Source organism: Candidatus Dependentiae bacterium, from assembly GCA_016191325.1.
Lineage (GTDB): Bacteria > Babelota > Babeliae > Babelales > JACPOV01 > JACPOV01.
Genome location: JACPOV010000008.1, coordinates 258,149 through 276,014 on the forward strand (window position 1 = coordinate 258,149; position 17,866 = coordinate 276,014).

General features: G+C 39.6%; 22 protein-coding genes. 11 read left to right on the forward strand and 11 right to left on the reverse strand.

What is annotated here, in order from left to right; translation table 11 throughout:
* The first annotated feature begins 251 nt into the window (after window positions 1-251).
* Both HYX58_01580 and HYX58_01585 read left to right on the forward strand, forming a co-directional pair.
* Window positions 252-713, forward strand: coding sequence for a metal-dependent hydrolase (locus tag HYX58_01580; GenBank protein ID MBI2774676.1), 462 nt, complete (start codon window positions 252-254; stop codon window positions 711-713).
* A 61-nt stretch (window positions 714-774) separates the two neighbouring features.
* A complete protein-coding gene (locus HYX58_01585; protein ID MBI2774677.1) occupies window positions 775-1,779 on the forward strand; it encodes a hypothetical protein in 1,005 nt (334 codons plus the stop codon).
* A gap of 47 nt (window positions 1,780-1,826) precedes the next feature.
* On the opposite strand, the gene HYX58_01590 is transcribed toward HYX58_01585, so the two are convergent.
* From HYX58_01590 to HYX58_01600, 3 genes are read right to left on the reverse strand one after another with little or no spacing between them, the layout of a single operon-like run.
* A complete protein-coding gene (locus HYX58_01590; protein ID MBI2774678.1) occupies window positions 1,827-2,294 on the reverse strand; it encodes a hypothetical protein in 468 nt (155 codons plus the stop codon).
* Between the two features lie 20 nt (window positions 2,295-2,314).
* The gene (locus HYX58_01595; protein MBI2774679.1) at window positions 2,315-2,728 is read right to left on the reverse strand and encodes a hypothetical protein; all 414 of its coding nucleotides are present in this window, start codon (window positions 2,726-2,728) and stop codon (window positions 2,315-2,317) included.
* An 8-nt stretch (window positions 2,729-2,736) separates the two neighbouring features.
* Window positions 2,737-3,669: a hypothetical protein gene (locus tag HYX58_01600; protein MBI2774680.1), complete on the reverse strand. Its 933-nt coding sequence runs from the start codon at window positions 3,667-3,669 to the stop codon at window positions 2,737-2,739.
* Between the two features lie 293 nt (window positions 3,670-3,962).
* Here HYX58_01600 and HYX58_01605 point away from each other — a divergent pair, with 293 nt between their 5' ends.
* Window positions 3,963-5,276 carry an AAA family ATPase gene (locus tag HYX58_01605; protein ID MBI2774681.1) on the forward strand — a complete coding sequence of 438 codons (1,314 nt, stop codon included), beginning with the start codon at window positions 3,963-3,965 and terminating at the stop codon, window positions 5,274-5,276.
* Here the strand turns inward: HYX58_01605 and HYX58_01610 are convergent.
* Window positions 5,262-6,119, reverse strand: a complete 858-nt coding sequence (locus HYX58_01610; GenBank protein ID MBI2774682.1) for a TatD family hydrolase — start codon at window positions 6,117-6,119, stop codon at window positions 5,262-5,264. The genes HYX58_01605 and HYX58_01610 overlap by 15 nt on opposite strands.
* Window positions 6,120-6,391: 272 nt before the next feature.
* On the opposite strand from HYX58_01610, the gene HYX58_01615 reads away from it, so the two are divergent.
* The 7 genes from HYX58_01615 (at window position 6,392) to HYX58_01645 (ending at window position 13,282) form a co-directional block, all read left to right on the forward strand.
* Window positions 6,392-6,670 (forward strand): HU family DNA-binding protein, encoded by a 279-nt coding sequence (locus HYX58_01615; GenBank protein ID MBI2774683.1) that lies wholly within the window; start codon window positions 6,392-6,394, stop codon window positions 6,668-6,670.
* Window positions 6,671-6,953: 283 nt separating this feature from the next.
* The gene (serS, locus tag HYX58_01620) at window positions 6,954-8,189 is read left to right on the forward strand and encodes a serine--tRNA ligase (GenBank protein MBI2774684.1); all 1,236 of its coding nucleotides are present in this window, start codon (window positions 6,954-6,956) and stop codon (window positions 8,187-8,189) included.
* A gap of 2 nt (window positions 8,190-8,191) precedes the next feature.
* The gene (locus tag HYX58_01625; protein ID MBI2774685.1) at window positions 8,192-9,094 is read left to right on the forward strand and encodes a DUF58 domain-containing protein; all 903 of its coding nucleotides are present in this window, start codon (window positions 8,192-8,194) and stop codon (window positions 9,092-9,094) included.
* Between the two features lie 15 nt (window positions 9,095-9,109).
* On the forward strand, window positions 9,110-9,724 hold the full coding sequence (locus tag HYX58_01630; protein MBI2774686.1) for a hypothetical protein: 615 nt from the start codon (window positions 9,110-9,112) through the stop codon (window positions 9,722-9,724).
* 33 nt (window positions 9,725-9,757) lie between these two features.
* Window positions 9,758-10,915 (forward strand): radical SAM family heme chaperone HemW, encoded by a 1,158-nt coding sequence (hemW, locus tag HYX58_01635; GenBank protein ID MBI2774687.1) that lies wholly within the window; start codon window positions 9,758-9,760, stop codon window positions 10,913-10,915.
* 83 nt (window positions 10,916-10,998) lie between these two features.
* On the forward strand, window positions 10,999-11,457 hold the full coding sequence (locus HYX58_01640) for a pyridoxamine 5'-phosphate oxidase family protein (GenBank protein MBI2774688.1): 459 nt from the start codon (window positions 10,999-11,001) through the stop codon (window positions 11,455-11,457).
* A 10-nt stretch (window positions 11,458-11,467) separates the two neighbouring features.
* Window positions 11,468-13,282 carry a hypothetical protein gene (locus HYX58_01645; protein MBI2774689.1) on the forward strand — a complete coding sequence of 605 codons (1,815 nt, stop codon included), beginning with the start codon at window positions 11,468-11,470 and terminating at the stop codon, window positions 13,280-13,282.
* On the opposite strand, the gene HYX58_01650 is transcribed toward HYX58_01645, so the two are convergent.
* Entirely contained in the window at window positions 13,283-14,200 is a 918-nt protein-coding gene (locus tag HYX58_01650; protein MBI2774690.1) for a hypothetical protein, read from the reverse strand.
* A gap of 3 nt (window positions 14,201-14,203) precedes the next feature.
* Window positions 14,204-15,043 (reverse strand): Ku protein, encoded by an 840-nt coding sequence (locus HYX58_01655; GenBank protein MBI2774691.1) that lies wholly within the window; start codon window positions 15,041-15,043, stop codon window positions 14,204-14,206.
* Window positions 15,044-15,203: 160 nt separating this feature from the next.
* Between HYX58_01655 and HYX58_01660 the strand changes: the two genes are divergently transcribed.
* The gene (locus HYX58_01660; GenBank protein ID MBI2774692.1) at window positions 15,204-16,082 is read left to right on the forward strand and encodes a class I SAM-dependent methyltransferase; all 879 of its coding nucleotides are present in this window, start codon (window positions 15,204-15,206) and stop codon (window positions 16,080-16,082) included.
* Between the two features lie 52 nt (window positions 16,083-16,134).
* Here the strand turns inward: HYX58_01660 and HYX58_01665 are convergent, their stop codons facing one another.
* Genes HYX58_01665 through HYX58_01685 form a run of 5 tightly spaced genes read right to left on the reverse strand, consistent with a single transcriptional unit; the run spans window position 16,135 to window position 17,629 of the window.
* Entirely contained in the window at window positions 16,135-16,353 is a 219-nt protein-coding gene (locus HYX58_01665; protein ID MBI2774693.1) for a hypothetical protein, read from the reverse strand.
* A 45-nt stretch (window positions 16,354-16,398) separates the two neighbouring features.
* The gene (locus HYX58_01670) at window positions 16,399-16,656 is read right to left on the reverse strand and encodes a hypothetical protein (GenBank protein ID MBI2774694.1); all 258 of its coding nucleotides are present in this window, start codon (window positions 16,654-16,656) and stop codon (window positions 16,399-16,401) included.
* Window positions 16,657-16,672: 16 nt separating this feature from the next.
* A complete protein-coding gene (locus tag HYX58_01675) occupies window positions 16,673-16,990 on the reverse strand; it encodes a hypothetical protein (protein MBI2774695.1) in 318 nt (105 codons plus the stop codon).
* Window positions 16,991-17,033: 43 nt separating this feature from the next.
* Window positions 17,034-17,297 carry a hypothetical protein gene (locus HYX58_01680; protein MBI2774696.1) on the reverse strand — a complete coding sequence of 88 codons (264 nt, stop codon included), beginning with the start codon at window positions 17,295-17,297 and terminating at the stop codon, window positions 17,034-17,036.
* Between the two features lie 29 nt (window positions 17,298-17,326).
* A complete protein-coding gene (locus HYX58_01685; protein MBI2774697.1) occupies window positions 17,327-17,629 on the reverse strand; it encodes a hypothetical protein in 303 nt (100 codons plus the stop codon).
* Window positions 17,630-17,866 lie beyond the last annotated feature (237 nt).

Here is a 17,866-nt window from a genome sequence, read left to right on the forward strand (position 1 = left end):
GAAAATTATAAAACAGCGCTCGTCCCGACCCTTCGATACAAATGCTTCGCATTTACTCAGGGCGAGCGGGACTGGCGTCTTCCGCTCGTGGTGAGTGTTTTGCGAACAGGAGTGAGCAAAATGTATCGAACCATAGCGTAACACATTGTATCGAGCGCGGACCTGCTGTCCTGCTGTTAAAACTTTAAGTAAAACGATAATCTTGCTATAAATTGTATTTTTGCGAGTCAATTTTTTGCTGGAGATAAAAAATGCCCGGATACAAAACACATTTAGTTGGCGGCGTTACTTCATTTGGATTACTGCTTTTTACCATAGGGTTTATGTCGGCATCGTTTTCAACTTTGTTTGAATGGTTATGTTGCGCATGCATTGGTGCATTATTTCCCGATATTGATATTAAAAGTAAGGGGCAGCAGCTTTTTTTTAGAGTGATTGCGGTAGTTTTCGTGATACTACTTTGGCAACGTCGGATCACCGATGTCGCCATCATGAGCACCCTTGCATTAGTTCCTTTGACAGTAAAACATCGGGGTGTTACGCATTCGATGTGGTTTATCGGTGCTCTTTGTGCGATGATTTTGGTAGTCGTTTCTTGCACAGCTGCTTCATATTCGCGCATGGTATTTTTTGATTTGCTTTTTTTCTTTGCTGGCGCTTTTTCGCATGTTCTCTTAGATTTTGGCCCTCGCAAAATTTTCTTTCGCAAATAATCTCCTATTGCCAATTTTACCCCATCTTAGTAAGGTACATTGAATTGTAAAAGGAGAGAGAATGAAAAAAAATGTATTGTTACTTTTATTGAGCTCTTTTATTTTAGTCCCCGCCATAACAGCAGATTCCGACGGGCAAAACAAAAAAAAGGGCGTGATAGCAATAGGAGAAGCGCTTTATTGGCGCACGAACTTCTTTATTCCGTATGCGATCACTTTCGAAACCACGACTCAGGGTGCAGTTACGCTGAGCACAAACCAAAAATTTACGAACGTTACGCCGTCGTACGATCCCGGTTTTCGCATAGGGCTCGGTTATTTTTCTCCCTCATCCCATTGGGAAATAGATGCAAACGCTATTCGGTTTGCGCAAAAGAAAAGTGATTCTACTTTAGCAAATGATTCAACACGCATCGGCCTTCTTTGGGATTTTAGTTCACAAATAACGTTACCCACCGCAGTGAGCGCAAATTTTTCTGATTCATTTATCGGCTTTGCTGTTTCTGCAAAGCGGCCTTTCTATACAGACAAAAATATTTCATTCGGGTATACGTTTGGTTTAGTTGGCGTCGTACTCAAAGAACAGTTAGAAATTATTGCGGATGGCCAAAATATTGATAGTATTCCCGTGCATACCGTTACAACACTCAAGAATGCATTCAATGGACTCGGCCCAGTTAACGCGGTGAATACCCTGTGGAAATTTTCACGCAACGCAGGATTCTATGGTCTTGGTGAATTTTCGGTTTTGATAGGGAAAATTCCTGTAGAGCAAACTCAATTTACCACTATCGGTGGTGCCCAACCTGCGCTCTTTCAAATTACGCAAAATAACCGTGTTTTCTTACGCGCAAATCTCTTCGCTCAAATTGGTATTCAATATGAGCAAACGTTTTGCGATGTGGTAAGCGTGGTGTTTAAATTAGGATACGATTTCAACTTCTGGCCAAGCCAAATAGCTTTTGCACGATTTGCTGAAGTGGTGGCAGGCCAAGCGACACCGCGCATTAACGCTTCCGATATCGGCTTTCACGGATTCCATTTTGGCGGGTATTTAACGTTTTAAATAAAAAAGGCCCAGCGATTACTGGGCCTCAAAGATTAAAAGTTTTCTTATTTTAAAAGCTTATACATTAAATAACCCAAACCAAGAATACCAGCTGTATAAAGAGCGCCTTTAATAAACGGCAGGGCGTTGGTAATTTGTTTAAAGTATTCCGCTTCTTGAAGCTTTCGCTTAAAAGCTTCTGTTTGTTGTTGAGTAAGTGGAGTAAGTGTAAATTTAGCCGCATTCAAGAACTGATGATTTGGATCTTTTGCAAAATATAATTCGTAATAATTGAACTGTGAATCGTGCACTATTGCTTTGAATTCTACTAAATTGTCGCCGTAAGAAGATTTTTGAGTTATAGCTTTAACACGATAAGCTTTTTCCTTTAAGGGGATTATTCCTTCTGGTGCCAATTTTGCAAGAGCTGATCCAGTATCGGGATGAGCATTAAAAGTTTGCATCGCAGCTAAGTGAAGAGAATTAGCTAACGCAAAACAGCCAAGTAAAAGTGCAATTAATAGTTTCTTCATAATAACCTCTCATTTTATAGTTATTTTTTATTCACGAGCGGACTTAGTAAAATAATACCAAGTAATGCAGCTAGATTTGTTATGCCAAACAAATTCAATCGATTTCCATTTTCTTTTTCTTGCATGTGATAATGATCTGTTCCTTGCGTATGGATAACACGATGAAAAAAAGTGTTATCGAAGAATAGTTGCGGCTTTACGGCGTATACCTCAACAAACTCTTCAGTTTTTCCAAGCAAAGAATTCCGTTGAGAATATTCTCTTGGATAGCTTGATGCCAAAATATAGCGCGGAGCAGTGCTCAGAGGTTTATTTTCCTTTTGTTGCTGGTATGCCGAATAATATTGCTTCGCGGTCATATCGTTATTCGCATTATTCATCGAATAACTTGAAGCTGGAACTAATAATCCAATAAAGAGTATTAATCGTTTCATGATTATCCTTATGCGAGATCAAATGAAGAAAGGAGCATCCACAATCCAGTGATTTTAATCGCTTTATTTATTGCGATAATATCTTGGGCAGTTTTTAAAACACCAACTTGTTTTTCAATCTCTTTTTCCATCTCGGGGAATGTAACGGTTGGTAATTCACTTAATGTAGCTATAGGGCTAATTAATTGCATAATATTTTGTTGATGATCATTCAATGATTCACGAATTTCAGCCATATTTTCTTTAATTAATAATATGAGATTCGTTAGTGCGATATAATCAGCTTCGGGTTCCTGTTTACCAATTGCCTTGTTTAAAGCCATAGAGTCAGCATTTATTTCTGAGCGAACTTCTTCTGAAATCCGGTGAAACTTTGCAAGCGAGAGTATTCTAAAAAAACTGTATGAAGTATGTAGCGCCATCCCAAGATTCATGATTTCAATCTTTTCATCTTGTGTCGCTTTTTCTGCCCTAATCCATTTTATTAATAGACCAGCATAAATTATGTAGCACATAATATTTACTGCAGTATCCATTTTTAAGACAGATTCTTTTCTAGAATCTGCAATACCTTCATATTGTTGTGGAACTAAAGGCATAGCCCATTTAGCTAAACTAGCATTGTTTGTTATTCTTCCAAGGAACTTTACGTCATCATAACAATCTTTAAAATTGCTTGGAAATCTCTCGATTTCATCCAATAGGTGATTAACTTTTATAAATGCTGCCGCGATGAGCTTATTTTTTTCCTGGATGTCTTTTGTATCAAAAATTGATGAAGTTAATTCATCTGGTGCCGTCAATGCATTTGAACTGCTAGATTTTTGCATAGATTGAGCGATGGCAAGTTCTTTGCCTTCTTTTTGTGACTCACCTTTAAAAGGCACTTCTTCTTTGCCAGGTTTAATTTCTTGTTTACCGAATTTATTCGGGTTTTCCATTGCGCCTATATTAAGCGCAAAGCATAATGAGGCAAAACCCATTATTGATTTCTTGTTTATCTTAAACATTTTGTAACTCCATTTTTAATCAAATAAATGTATCCATTAATAGGATACCCGAAGTATAAATAATTACAAGTAGGATTTTGTATGTGGTGGAAGCTTGGGCATAATTGATAGCTCGCTATATCGTATACCGCCATCTCCCCCAGTATTGACAAATTTTCTAATTGAAATTATTTAAAAATCCTATAATCTAGATGTATGGACTTAAAATAAATGGGGTTATAATTATGAAAATTTCCAAAATAGTACTTGTTTTATTAATGGCATCTTCAATGATGACTCAGAATAGTGTTGCAGTTGATTGGCGCAACATATGGGAGCAATCAGTGCCATATTTAAAACAAATCGAAATGAAGCACATTTGGACTGCTATAAGTATCGCATCGACGGCTAGTGCTTTTATGGGTTGGAGAAAATATAATAAAACGGCAATTTTTTCTCGCCCAACGGCGATTAAAAGTGAAATAACATTCAATGACTTTTACGGCGCTCCTGAAAAAATAAAGCAATTTGTTAATCTTTTTCCAAAAGTAATATCTTCAGGTAATACTGAACTGATTGAACAATTACCTAAGGCATATTTATTTACAGGAGTAGCGGGAACTGGTAAAACCACATTGGCAATGGCTCTTGCGGGTCAGCTTAAAGCTCCTTTATTTGTACTAGAAGCGGATAGTAGTTTGTTGTTTCCTTTTATTGGTTCTTTCAAATTATCGCAATATATAAATGCTGCGCAGGCTGCTGCGCAAAAAGATCCGTCTAAGTTAGCAATTATCTTTATTGATGAGATTCATTTGGTTGCAGATGGTCAATTCTCATTATTACATAGTTTGCTTACGAAATTAGATGGTGTTGCTACCAAAAATATTACTGCGCCTAATGAAAAAGCGGGTCATGTACTTATTATTGGCGCGACTAATAAAGATGACTTAATCGATTCAGCATTGAAGAGACCTGGTAGATTTGAAGAAGTTAGATTAAGCAAGCCAGATATAGGATTAACTAAGCTGCTACTTAAAAAATATTTGGGTGAAAATGCTAATAATGAATCTGTTGATTTGATCGTTAATTGCTTAGCGATAAACTTTATGACCCCTGCTGAGATAAAGATGTGGGCATCAAAAGCCAAATTAGCATCTTATGGCAGGGCAGATAAGGTGGCACGAATCGAACTAATCGATTTAGAGGAAGCCTTTCTTGATATTGCAAAAACAATATGGAATAACACAAAATATGCATCTGAGGCAGCGTTAAAGATTCTTCACGCTCGAGAAGATAAAATAAAGAAACCCAAAAAAGAGATAAAGCAGTTTACTTTAAGAAATGGTAATGTCGTCCCACTAGATGAGAATAGTGGCAACACCCCTCCCTTCTGGTATACCGTCGAGAATGGAAAGCTTGTTTCGATGTTTGGCCCCGAGGACAACAAAAAAGAAGAAAATGACGATGAACCGCGCATTCCTTGTCAAGACAGTGCAGTGTTTCAAAAAGGTTACAGAGAAAAATGGAATGCACAACGCGCGTTCTTAAATACGAAATAAAAATAAAGCATTTTGCGTTGTTGCTCGGATAATTGTTTCATTAGATTCATTTCGCAATTGCGCTAGAAATTGTGCAATATTCGCTATTTGTGCTGGCGAATTTTGCTTGCCCCGTATTTCTTGCGGCGGTAAATAGGGAGCATCGGTTTCAAGAATAATGCTTTCGAGCGGTACATTTTTAAAAACATTTCTGAGCTCGTTGTTTTTAGGGTAGGTGAGCGGCCCGCCAATTCCCATATAAAAATTACGTTTCATAACTTCGTGCGCAAATTTCATGTCTTCGGAAAAACAATGAATAACGCCCCGCAGATTTCTACCCTGAAATTCATCAATAATCGCAAGCGTTTCATATGCGGCATCTCGTGTATGCACAATAAGCGCACGATCATATTTTAATGCTAATTCTATTTGTGCACGAAATGAGTTTTCTTGGCGCGCACGATCATAATCAGGATAATGAAAATCGAGCCCACATTCGCCGATGGCAACTATTTTATTGCCCCCAGAAAACTTATCAGTTATTCCGGGGACCCCAAGATCATTAATAATAAGTTGTTCAATTTTTTCTAAATCCGATTGCCAGTTTTCTGTCGCATCATTTGGGTGAATGCCAACTGCAGCAAAGCAATTAGGAAAATGCTGCGCGATCAATACGCAATTTTGGCTTTCAATAAGGCTCGTTCCCACATTTATAATGCGGTTTACGCCAACAGCTGCTGCCTGATCAATAATGGTTTTTGCCAGCGGAAAATGTTCGGGCAAAAGCGGCGTATCGAAAGTTTTTTTTACCATAATATTAATATGGCAATGCGTATCGCATAAAATTGGCAGGTGATTTTGCATGATAATTTTCTTCCTATTTTTTATGCGCATCCCACCGCTTTAGAGAATCGAAACCTGTGATTCGCGCTTCTTGAAGCGAAAGGTAATTAGCAGAGAGGAATGAGCAAAATGGTATTTTTTTTCAAAAATCTGGCTTTATTTTAACCGAATTTGACAAACATTTAAATCGAATTAGGCTATTTGACTGATGTCATAGGAAATCATAGGAAGAAAAAAGTAGAGTCGGATGAAGAAGCAGTGTTAAACCATTTAAACCTATTAGGAGTTCTTTCATGAACAAAAGTCAGCTCATTGACTCCTTGAGTGAAGAAACATTATTTACAAAAAAAGACGTAGCGCGCTTGCTGGATAGCTTGGCGCGTACTGTACAACGCGCGTTGAAAAACGGCGATAAAGTACAGTGGGCGAGCTTTGGTACGTGGTCTGTTTCACGTCGACCAGCACGCAAGGGCATCAATCCTGCAACAAAGCAACGTATTGATTTGCCTGCAGTGAATGTTCCTCGCTTTAAACCAGGAAAAGCGCTACGAGAAGTGGTACGTTCAATCTAATGTGATTGAAGTTAAAAAAGCTTTATCTGTTTGGGCTGCGCAAGCAGCCCATTTTTTTTACTATTCAACTCCTCTTTTTTCCAGTATTTTTAATATGGTTCGATACAATTTCTCACAAGGTTCGAAATCGCTCACCATGAGCGGTGGGGAGTCGTTTCAGAATGTGGTATCGAGTACTTATAAAAAATACATATTCTAAACCGCTCGTCCCGAGTGTTTTGCTCAGCAAAATGTATCGAGGGATAGCGGTAGAAAACCACAGCGGACTTTAAAAAGGTTTATCATGATAGATTTAGGGCTTTTGCGAGAACATCCAGATCAGATAATAAAACTGCTGACTATCAAAGAGCCATCGTTTGATGCGCAGTTGCTCCTTAAAAAGGATCAAGAATTACGTGCAATGCGCTCGCGCGTTGAGGAACTCCGTCATCAAAAAAATCAGCTCGCCGCGAACGCAAAATCTGGCATCACGCCCGAGATTAGAGAACGATCAATCGCCTTGGGCACAGAGCTCAAACAAACAGAAAAAGAGCTAGAAGCACTCGAAAAAGAATTTAATGAACTTTATTTACGCTGCCCAAATATTCCATCTACCGATATTCCATTGGGCGGAAAAGAATCAAATAAAGTTGTGCGCCAAGAAGGCACGAAGCCATCATTCTCATTTCCAGCAAAAAATCATATCGATCTAGCGACCGCTTTGGGTTGGCTCGATTTTGCAGCGGCGGCTAAAATCACTGGCAGTAATTTTGCGCTTTATCGGGGCGATGGCGTTAAAATGATTTATGCACTTTCTATGTTTATGCTCAAGCACAATCAAGAACATGGCTATCAGATGGTGCTTCCTCCCTATTTGATCAATGAAGAATCGCTCACTGTGGCGGGTAACTTCCCCAAATTTAAAGATCAGGTGTACGCAACCGCGAATGATCCGCAGTTTTTAATTCCAACGGCGGAAGTCAGTTTAACGAATTTATACCGGGATCATATTTTTGAGCCGACCGATTTGCCCATGAGGCTTACTTCGTGGACGAGTTGTTTTAGACGAGAAGCAGGATCGTACGGCGCTAATGAACGTGGATTGATTCGCATTCATCAATTTGAAAAAGTTGAACTGTATACATTTACGCGTCCCGAATATGCTGATCAAGAGCTCGAGAGAATTGTTGCTTGTGCAGAAGGGCTTTTGAAAAAATTAGGGCTTCATTATCGCATCTCATTGCTAGCGGGCCAAGATTGTTCGTTTCAATCGGCAAAAACGTTTGATATCGAAGTATGGATTCCAAGCTTGAACGATTACAAGGAAGTTTCTTCGTGCAGTAATTGCACAGATTTTCAAGCGCGGCGCGGCATGATTCGTTACCGTGAAGCTGCTGGAGAGAAAACAAAACTTGTTTACACGCTCAATGGTTCGTCACTCGCGCTACCACGTTTGATGGTGGCGATTATGGAAACGTACCAACAAGCTGATGGTTCTATCGCAATTCCAGAAATTCTTAAAAATTATGGTGTTTGGTAACAATGGAAAAAAGGTTGAGTCCAGAAACTGCACAAAAAATTCGGCAGTTAGAGATTAAAACCCGACGCCTTCTACAAGGTTATTATATTGGCGAGCACCGAGCGGCGCAAAAAGGATACGGCCTTGAGTTTGAGCAACTCAGCGACTATCAATTTGGGCACGATGTACGTTTTATTGATTGGAAAAGCTCTGCGCGCATGAATAAACTTTTGGTGCGAGAATATAAAGATGAGCGAAATCGTTCTATTATTATCGCATTCGATATTTCAGCATCTACTTTTTTTGGTGCACAGCGATCTAAGAACGACGTGATGATCGATACGGCTACTATTCTAATAATGGCAGGCTTTTATAGCAAAGATATGGTTGGCTTGGTACTTTTTAGCGATCATGTTGAAAAATATATTCCGCCCGCACGTTCACGCCAGCATATTGAACTTTTATTACGCACATTATGCGAGATTAAACCGACTGAGAAAAAAACTTCAGTCAGTAGTGCCCTTGATTATATTGCACGGTTAAAGCGACGCGATGCGATCGTTTTTGTTGTTTCAGATATGATCGATGAAGAGCAAAGCCACAACCGTGAAAATGCTCGGTTTGATAAAGCGCTTAAAATGATCTGCGCACACAATGATTGTATTGTTTTACGCATGCGCGATCAGTTAGAAAAAGAATTGCCGACTGCCGGATTTGTTACAGCGATCGATAGTGAAACCAAGCAAGAGGTTCTCTTAAATTTAAGCAACAGTGGCGCAAAAAAATGCAATCGCCTCTTGCATGCATTTAACGAACAGCAATCAAAATTGTTAAAGGCTTCAGGGGCAGATACGGTTGATATTGAGAATCCGGAAAAAATTGTTGAACAATTAGTAAGATTCTTCCAAGCTCGCGCTTCAAGATGAAATGGGTAGTAAACTATGATGCAAGAGGCACAGGGTATTAAGCTTTACGATTTGTATGGATGGTGGTACAAGCCGTTTTGGCACCAACCGGCGTTTTATATCCCTTTTGGATTTGTTATTTGCGCGCTTGTGTTGGCGATGCTGATTTTCTTGGTGCGTTACATTAAGCGTTCTCGAAAAAAGGTACTCGATCCGTGGCAGGAAGCGCTTAATAACCTACAAAAGATTAATTTGGGCTTGTTTGAAGATCAAGATACGCATAAACTGTTCTATGGGCATTTAACGAGAGTGCTTAAAACGTATTTAGCAAAGCGATACGATCTTTCGCTTGAAGGCAAAACCGACCAAGAAGTTATTGAGGCGGTAAAGCATTCGGCGCTACCTGCAGATTTGCAGGAGCAGGTGCGGCATCTTTTTTCGGGTGCAGAAATTATTAAGTTTGCTCATCAAGAGGGAGCGGGCGAACGGATGCGCTACGATTTGATTCGTGCGATCGATATTGTGCGCAATACGATTCCAAATCCGCATTTGAAAAAAAAAGTGGGCGGTGAGATTTTGCGTGGTGGAAAGAATTCGGCCAAAAATGAAAAAACTAATTTGGCAGATTCGTCTGATACGCAGCTGAGATAGGTTTTTGGGGATTTACAACGTTTAGGGACGTGCATGTATTTTGACTTGTCAGTTAATCCATCTTCGCTTTATATCCATTGGCCGTTCTGTCCGTACAAATGCCACTTTTGCAATTTTGTCGCGATTGCGGGCCATGAAGAGTATATGCACGATTATCATCTGGCTCTAAAAAGCGAGATTGAACGCTTTTGTTCTGAGCGTAAAGGCAAACTCTCTATTGACACGATCTATATGGGGGGCGGCACGCCGAGCACGTATCCACTTTCTGACCTACTTGACACGTCTGGTACACTGTATAAAGTCATCGATTTTTTACCGGGATACGAGTGGACGATAGAAGTTAATCCTGGGACGGTGACCGATGAGCATTTTCGCGTATGGCGCGATATTGGGATCAACAGAATCAGTATAGGGGTTCAAAGTTTGAATAGTGCGGCGCTCAAAAAACTTAATAGGCATCAATCGCTTGAAGATGTGCATTCAATAATCGATAAGGCACATCATTTTTTTCGTACTGTCTCGGTAGATCTCATTCTGGGGCTTCCTGGTGTATCGGTTGAGCAATGGAAGGATGCACTTGCAAAAATTGTGCATTGGCCGATCAAGCAAATATCTATGTATTTTTTAATGGTGCACGAAGCAACGCCACTTTATTTTGGCGTAAAGAAGAAAAGTATTAGTTTGCCATGCGATGATGAAGTGGTCGATCTTTATCATTGGTCGGTTGCTTACCTGGCGGAGCATGGGTTTGCGCAGTATGAGATTTCTAGTTTTGCCAAATCCGGCTTTGAATCAAAGCATAATAAAGCATATTGGCAGCGAAAGCCGTTTAAAGGTTTTGGGCTTGGCGCGTTTTCGTTTGATGGAATGAGCAGAACGGAAAATGAAAAAAATTTATTGGCATACATGGATAAAGTGAAACAACAAGAACCCACTGAAATAATGGTTGAGAAATTATCTCGTGAACAAATATGGCTTGAAACTTTAATGCTCGGGCTGCGCCAACCAGTTGGCGTAAAACTTTCAGAATTATTAACCACCTTACAAGAAAAGGAACGTGAAACATTTATTTGCGCAGTTTCCATGCTGCAAGAACGCCATCTTGTGCGATCGTTGGATGATCGACTGTTCTTAACGCCTCAAGCGTTAGCGGTTGAGAATGAGGTTATAGAAAAATTATCTGTGTTTTAAATTTTTAGGGAATTTAGGGACAATCTCACAAAGCAAAAAAATATTTTCTTTTTTAACAAGTTACATAACGCAAGGAATGAAAAATGGCTAAACACGTTGGTGTTAAACTTCCCGAAGATTTAATTAAAGTTTTGAAAAAAGGCACCGTTGCGACACTTGCAACTTTTTCTGAAAAAGGATTGCCACATACAACGCCAATTCAATGCGTTTATCCTAAAGGATTAGAAAGTATTTTGATGACCATTCACAAAGATCATACCGGTTATCATAATATGGTCTGGCAAAAAAAAGTGATGCTTTGTTTTCTTGATGAAGGAAATGTGGCCTATAGTATTCTAGGCCGCGCGGGAGTAGTTCGAGCACCATCGTTGGTACATCCTCTTATGAACGTTGTTCGTATCGACATTATAGATATTAAAAGTGACCGCTCAACATTGACGCGTGTGGAAAGTGGAGTACGCTGGAACTATACTTCATGGGAAGCTGAAGAACTTTCCCGTGGGTTGGTCCAAGAATTGAAAGAGTTATCTGAAACGTTGTAAGAGGAGCGGTATGAAAGCGTTACGCAATTGTTTGTTGGTTGTTGGCATCATGTGCTGTGCCCATGTTCAGGGTGCGGCTGTGCCTGTTAAAACTGGAGTGCCGAGCACATCTGGACTCGGTGCAGTACTTTCTGAATTAAACGATAATTTAGGTAAGCTTTCATCTTCTATTAATCCAAACGCAGTGCCGGTAAAAGTTACGCCGGCTCCTGTTGTTTCACCGGTGCAAAATCAATCACAAACAAACGCTGCACAGCCTTCTGACCAATCTGATACAGATTCGGATGATACATCTGATGATTCGCCAGTTGGAGTGGATACATCGCGAACCGGAGGCGCTGCGTTAGGCGGCGGAACCTCTTCACGTGGAGGAACTGCCCGATCATCAGTTTCTTCAAGCGCTGCGACATCGCCATCGTTATCGAGCGGCGGGTCGTCTCTCGCCTCAGCTTCGTCACCTTCTGCAAGTTCTTCAACGGGCGCAACTGGTGCGCCATCGACAGCCACACCAACAAGTACTCCGGCAGTGGCATCAACAACGGCCACCCCAAACCCAACTGCGCCGGTGGCTGTGCCAGCTGCTGCGCAACAGCAACAAACAGCTCAAGCCGCTACAACTTCTCCCGTAAGTGCGCGTACGGCGCAAGCTGCTTCAACAACAACGGCGGCGCAACCAGAGCAGCAATCTACCAATCAAAGCACTGCAAACGCGCAGGAAGCAGAACCATCAGCGCCAGCGATTGCATCTGAACCGATAACGCAATCGGTAAGTGAGCAAGCACCTGACGAAAATGAATCGGTGCCGGAAAAACCTATTGGCGGCATTGATACGGTAAACATTGAAGAGGGCGGTAATTGGCTCTTAAAGCGCAAAGCGGTTGAGGATATGATCGATCTTATCGGCGAGATTAACCGACGCTTTTCATCAATCCTTGAAGCGCGCGCAGATTATAAAATAAAGCAAAATCAACTTGATAATGAATATGATAAATTTGTTACCGAAATAGGTTTTGATATCGGTGATGCTGATAAATTACTCGCAGATCTTCTTGAACAGTTGGATCGTGAACAAAAAAGGCAAGGCGATCTGACCGAGCAGGAACGTGAACTGCTTGCAGCAATAACGCAAAAGCAAAACGAACTTACGGTGCTTCAAGAAGAGTTGCAAAATATTCATGCGATCGAATCTAAAATTAATGATGTGATGACCACCGTTGATAGCCAGATCAAAATTTCAAACGGTTATCAAAATAAAGCATGGGCAAATTTTCAGGAAATTAAACAATTGCTGAGTGATGAAAAAGCTGAAGAGCTTTATTATGCGACCGACGCAAGCTATAAGAGCCTACAAGATATTTATGCCTATTTAAAAAATACCCTTGCTTCTTATTTCAATGATCAAATTCAAGCAATGCGCGATCAGATGAGCAAAATAAAAATGTCGATCGCTAATCTGCAACAAATCGGCCTTGATCTGAAACATGAATTTGAAAAATATGAAAAACAAGATCTTGAAACGGATGAACGCCGTACTCAAGAAGAAATTGATAAAGAAATAAGAGAGAAGGCCGCGCAAGAAGCACAAGGATTTGAAAAGAAACAAGCGTCAAAAGGAATCTTTTCATCGATCTTTTCATCGATTATACGTTCGTTTACAAAGTTTTTTAGCGCGATCGGAAATTTCTTAGGCGGCATTTGGGATAAAATAAGTTCGTTGTGGAAAAAACCAATGCCAGCGGTTATGAAAGCGCCGGCAATTATTCATGAAGAGCCGATAGCAAAAGAACCTGAGAGCGCGCCGGCAGTTGAAGCGCAAGCAACATAATTATTTGTTTATTAACGTTTGCGATCTGAAGGTGCACTGCTTTGGTTTCTTATCGGTTCTTAAACGAATAAATACTGATGCACGCAAATATCTGATTGAAGTAAATTGTAAAAAGGTAACCTCGCACACGGTGCGAGGTTTTACCCATTGAATTTTTTTTCCGGCAATTACTGGTGCGTTTTCTGTAGGCCGCGTATCAATTTTGAGTGGAGTTAGTTTAGTTTCAAGCTCTTCCATATCTTTTTCATTGAATCCAGTGCCAACTTTGCCAATATAATAAAGTTCCTGATCAGTATCATAAAGCCCGAGAGCGAGAGAAGAAATGGCTCGCTTTGCAGTGGTAAAGCCGACGATCACGCAATCGATCGTATTGAATAATTTAATCTTGAGCCACACACGAGAGCGAATTCCAGGATGATATGGCGCTTCCGGATCTTTTGCCATCACGCCTTCCATCTTTTTTTTCACCATTTCTTTCCACAATGTTCGACCATCGCGGGTAAAAAACGTTTTTTCAAGCCGCGCATTTTCAACAATTGTTTTATTCAATATTTTTTTCCGTTCCATCAATGGCAGATGAACGAGTGATTTTCCGTTTTTCAGCAAAATGTCAAAGACGACGTAGGTTGGCTTTCCACCTTTTTGCAAAGCTGAAAAATGAGGAATTCCTTTTTTATCGTACGCGACAATCTCGCCATCTAATATGCACTCGCGCGCTTTAATATTTCTTCGAATAGTAAGCAACTCAGGAAAGCGCCCCGATAAGTTTATATCGTTTCGTGAAATGAAATCGCATTTTTCATTCACGTAGCAGAGCGCGCGAATACCATCCAGTTTTGGTTCAAAGATAAAGTTTTTATTTTTCAAATCATCTAATGTGCCCATGTGGGCGTTCATTGCATGAATTTTGTGTGCCATAAATTATGCTCGCGATTTGGCACGCGCAACTGGCCTATGCTCAGATGCACGCGTGGGAATTCGTGTTTTGATACTTTTGCGGAGTGCTTGCATGAGCGAATGTTCTTTTTCTGGTTTTGATTTTTTTTCTTTAACTTTTTTTACTTTTTCAAGTTTTTTGCCTTTAGCGGCTTGCGCAATTTTCTTTTTTAACTCTTGTGCAAAAGTATCTTTAAATCGGCTCATTGAAAATTTTTTGACCGTTAATTTATCAATCAATTGTTGCGCTAAATTGAGTTCTGCTTTTTCAAATTTGGGAATTTTAAGCGTTGTGGTTTCTTTGAGTTCTTTAATTTCATACTCATAATTCAAAGTAGTGAGAAGCAAAATGTTTCCATGCGCCTGTATTGCGCAAACATATTCTTTATCACGCATCACAAATTGGCCGATTGCAATCCGGTCTGAATCTTCAAGGGCACGCTCAAAAAGAAAAAAAGCGCGATCGGTATGCTTTGATGGGAGAACATAATAATGTTGATCAAAATAGATGGGATCAATAGCGGAACTAGTTACAAATTCAAGAATACGAATCGAATCGGTTTTTTCAGGTTTAAGTTTTTCTAAATTTTCTTTTGTGATAATAAAATAGGAGCCATCTTCCAGTTTCAGGCCTTTCACTAAATCGGACCATGCAACTTCTTTATTACATTTGGGGCAGATCCGTTTATTGGCGATAGGGGTATGGCATTTTGCATGCAGCAAATTAAAACCGAGCGAATGCGAAGCAATGGCCGAATAAAGTTCAATATTAAATTGAACAAGGCCGAATGATAGCGATCCCTTCCAACTGGCAACTCTTCTCATATTTTCCCCTTTATATTTTTTACCAGTATCCAATAAGGGAGGTTCAATTGGCAAGAAACAAAAAATGGTTGCGTTGATTGAAAAAAAGAATAAAAATAACCAACGCGTAATCAAGAGCTTTTATTTATTTTAAGAGGAGAAGAATATAATGAAAAAAATGATGCTTTCTATTTTTTTAGTAGCTCTTCATAGTTCATTAACTGCCGATAATTTTTCGGCAAAATCAATTGAAGAGGTTAAAAAATTCTGGGATCGCCGGCCATGCAATTTAAAGCATTCAACAAAGCCGATCGGTACCCGCGAATATTTTGATGAGGTAGAAAAAAGAAAGTATTTTGTGGAGCCGCATATTCCCGGGTTTGCAGAGTTTGCAATGTGGCGGGGTAAACGAGTGTTGGAAATAGGGTGCGGTTTGGGCACTGAAGCGATAAATTTCGCAAGAAATGGCGCTGATCTTACGATCGTTGAATTATCAAGTGAAAGCCTTGAGTTAGCAAAAAAAAGATTTGAGGTTTATGGTTTGCATGCGCGGTTTATTTTAGCTAATGCGCAGGAGATTGGCGGTATGCTTTCCGGCGAAAAGTTCGATTTAATTTGGTCATTTGGTGTAATTCATCATTCTCCTCAACCAGAAAAAATTGTAAAAGCCTGCAATGCGTTACTAAAAGATGATGGTGAAATCAGAATGATGGTCTATTCAAAAATAAGTTATAAGCTGTTCCACTTCATGCGAGAGACCGGCATGTGGGATTTTGGCGATGGTGCTCTGGATGAATTAATTGCGATGTATTCTGAAGCGCAAACCGGATGCCCGGTTACCTATTCTTATACGTTTGAAGGTGCGCGTAGGCTGTTTGGGGATTTTGAAATTCTTGAAATGGGAAAAGCACATATTTTTCCTTGGAAGATAGAAAAATATATTAAGTATGAATATGAAAAAGAAGATTGTTTTAAGAATGTATCGGATGAATTATTTGGGGAGCTTGAAGCAGAGCTTGGCTGGCATATGCTTATTCGAGCTAAAAAGAAAAATAATTAAGTTTTCAATTTTTTAAAATGAAATGGGCAGGAGGTTTTTCTCTTGCCCTCATTTATTGCTTTGCAATCCATTCTTCTATAGCGCTTATTGTACCATCAATATTTCTGTATTCATGACGGACCACTTCTTGAAGCTGACCATTGAATATTCGAAGATTTTCATTCACATAAACAATCTGATTTCCCGACTGTTCCATTGAAAGTAATGCTGGCTGGAGCATGGTTACGATTGCTACAAAAAGTAGGGCAATCGATATTTTTAATTTCTTCACTTTCTATTCCTATCTGTTACTTGTAAATTCTGGACGTAACAAAAGTTAGAATGAACGGCCAGGATAATTTACTTGAGGCAGTGTTTGAGATGGTGCAGGAACCCAGATTTGTTCATTAGTTACTGTACCATCATCGTGATACGTATCGAAACTATAGAGGTTTTCTAGTTGACCATTAACTCTTCTTGAGGTCTCGGTAACATATTGAATATGCGGCGTTTGCTCCATTGAAAATAATGTTGGTTGTGGCATTAAGGAGAGCGTTAAAAGTACAGCGAAAAGTGATACGTTTAATTTATGCATAGTTTTATCTTTCTTTTTATTCAAAATTATTATTATTTTCATCTGAGATAGATTCCAAGTTCATGGTGTCGGAAGGTTCTTCAGGCTTTGTTATATTTACCCATCGATAATCACTCGATATAGTGCCATCAGCAAGAGTCCATTGCGAACCAGTTCTCATTTGAAGATTTCCGGTCGCCCTTACTTTTCTGAGGTTAGGATTGATATATTGGAATTCCCCTGTGTTCTGGGGTTGTCCAAAGTTCTGTTGGGGCGCCATTGAAAATAATGACGCTTGCGGCATTAATGATAAAGCTGTAATAATCGTAAAAAGCGATAGATTTATTTTTTTCATTTTATTCCTTTGTAAGTCTCATTGATCGACTAGATATAGGCTTTCAATGAGATTGCTTTTTCAACGTAGAACATGGCGCCGGGATTCTGGTTGCATTTACCCATTGATACTCAATAGTCGTAGTGCCATCTTCCAGTAACGTCGGACTTGGAACTCTCATTTGCAATCTGCCGTTAACTGTTCTTAGATTTGCATTATGATATACAATAGATTGGTTTGTAGATTGCTCCATTGAAAACAATGCTGATTGCGTCATTAACGATAGTGTTATGAGAATCGCTAAAAGCGATAGATGTAATTTCATCATGGTGTTCGCCTGAGTTTTAGACAAATGATTTATCTATTAAATTGTTCGTCCTGGAATCGGGTGTATCGTACTATTGGTGACGCGCACGGTTCTTCAATTCTGTTGATTGGTAACCATTGATAGTCGATAGTCGTAGTACCATCAGCGAGTGTTCTTCGATTCTCAATTCTTATCTGAGGTTTTCCGTTTACCGTTCTTACTTTTTCGCTTTTATATACGATGTTATCTGTAGACTGGGTTTGGCCGGTAGGCAGTTCCATCGAAAAAACTAATTGAGGCATTACTGCTACTGTTATAAGAATCGCCATAAGCGATAGATTTAATCTCTTCATGCAAGTTCCTTGTGTTACAAAATTTGCTTTGTTTAAATTGTTTATCTACAACTAATTATATCATAAAAATACATATTGAATCGATAGTTTTGACTTCGAGCGGTGAGTAAAATCGTAGAAAATCGGCCCATTGCCAATCTTTTCCTTTTTTTGAAAAAAAGGGGGATTTGAAAACGTATCGAATGAAATCTATATAAAGAACATGAAATAGAGCTTTGATCGGTTTACTTGCGCAAA

Bases quoted from the DNA above. Each gene is read 5' to 3' on its own strand.
- HYX58_01580 (MBI2774676.1), top strand. From the start codon at position 252: ATGCCCGGATACAAAACACATTTAGTTGGCGGCGTTACTTCATTTGGA.
- HYX58_01585 (MBI2774677.1), top strand. From the start codon at position 775: ATGAAAAAAAATGTATTGTTACTTTTATTGAGCTCTTTTATTTTAGTC.
- HYX58_01590 (MBI2774678.1), bottom strand. From the start codon at position 2,294: ATGAAGAAACTATTAATTGCACTTTTACTTGGCTGTTTTGCGTTAGCT.
- HYX58_01595 (MBI2774679.1), bottom strand. From the start codon at position 2,728: ATGAAACGATTAATACTCTTTATTGGATTATTAGTTCCAGCTTCAAGT.
- HYX58_01600 (MBI2774680.1), bottom strand. From the start codon at position 3,669: ATGGAAAACCCGAATAAATTCGGTAAACAAGAAATTAAACCTGGCAAA.
- HYX58_01605 (MBI2774681.1), top strand. From the start codon at position 3,963: ATGAAAATTTCCAAAATAGTACTTGTTTTATTAATGGCATCTTCAATG.
- HYX58_01610 (MBI2774682.1), bottom strand. From the start codon at position 6,119: ATGCAAAATCACCTGCCAATTTTATGCGATACGCATTGCCATATTAAT.
- HYX58_01615 (MBI2774683.1), top strand. From the start codon at position 6,392: ATGAACAAAAGTCAGCTCATTGACTCCTTGAGTGAAGAAACATTATTT.
- serS (MBI2774684.1), top strand. From the start codon at position 6,954: ATGATAGATTTAGGGCTTTTGCGAGAACATCCAGATCAGATAATAAAA.
- HYX58_01625 (MBI2774685.1), top strand. From the start codon at position 8,192: ATGGAAAAAAGGTTGAGTCCAGAAACTGCACAAAAAATTCGGCAGTTA.
- HYX58_01630 (MBI2774686.1), top strand. From the start codon at position 9,110: ATGATGCAAGAGGCACAGGGTATTAAGCTTTACGATTTGTATGGATGG.
- hemW (MBI2774687.1), top strand. From the start codon at position 9,758: ATGTATTTTGACTTGTCAGTTAATCCATCTTCGCTTTATATCCATTGG.
- HYX58_01640 (MBI2774688.1), top strand. From the start codon at position 10,999: ATGGCTAAACACGTTGGTGTTAAACTTCCCGAAGATTTAATTAAAGTT.
- HYX58_01645 (MBI2774689.1), top strand. From the start codon at position 11,468: ATGAAAGCGTTACGCAATTGTTTGTTGGTTGTTGGCATCATGTGCTGT.
- HYX58_01650 (MBI2774690.1), bottom strand. From the start codon at position 14,200: ATGGCACACAAAATTCATGCAATGAACGCCCACATGGGCACATTAGAT.
- HYX58_01655 (MBI2774691.1), bottom strand. From the start codon at position 15,043: ATGAGAAGAGTTGCCAGTTGGAAGGGATCGCTATCATTCGGCCTTGTT.
- HYX58_01660 (MBI2774692.1), top strand. From the start codon at position 15,204: ATGCTTTCTATTTTTTTAGTAGCTCTTCATAGTTCATTAACTGCCGAT.
- HYX58_01670 (MBI2774694.1), bottom strand. From the start codon at position 16,656: ATGCATAAATTAAACGTATCACTTTTCGCTGTACTTTTAACGCTCTCC.
- HYX58_01675 (MBI2774695.1), bottom strand. From the start codon at position 16,990: ATGAAAAAAATAAATCTATCGCTTTTTACGATTATTACAGCTTTATCA.
- HYX58_01680 (MBI2774696.1), bottom strand. From the start codon at position 17,297: ATGATGAAATTACATCTATCGCTTTTAGCGATTCTCATAACACTATCG.
- HYX58_01685 (MBI2774697.1), bottom strand. From the start codon at position 17,629: ATGAAGAGATTAAATCTATCGCTTATGGCGATTCTTATAACAGTAGCA.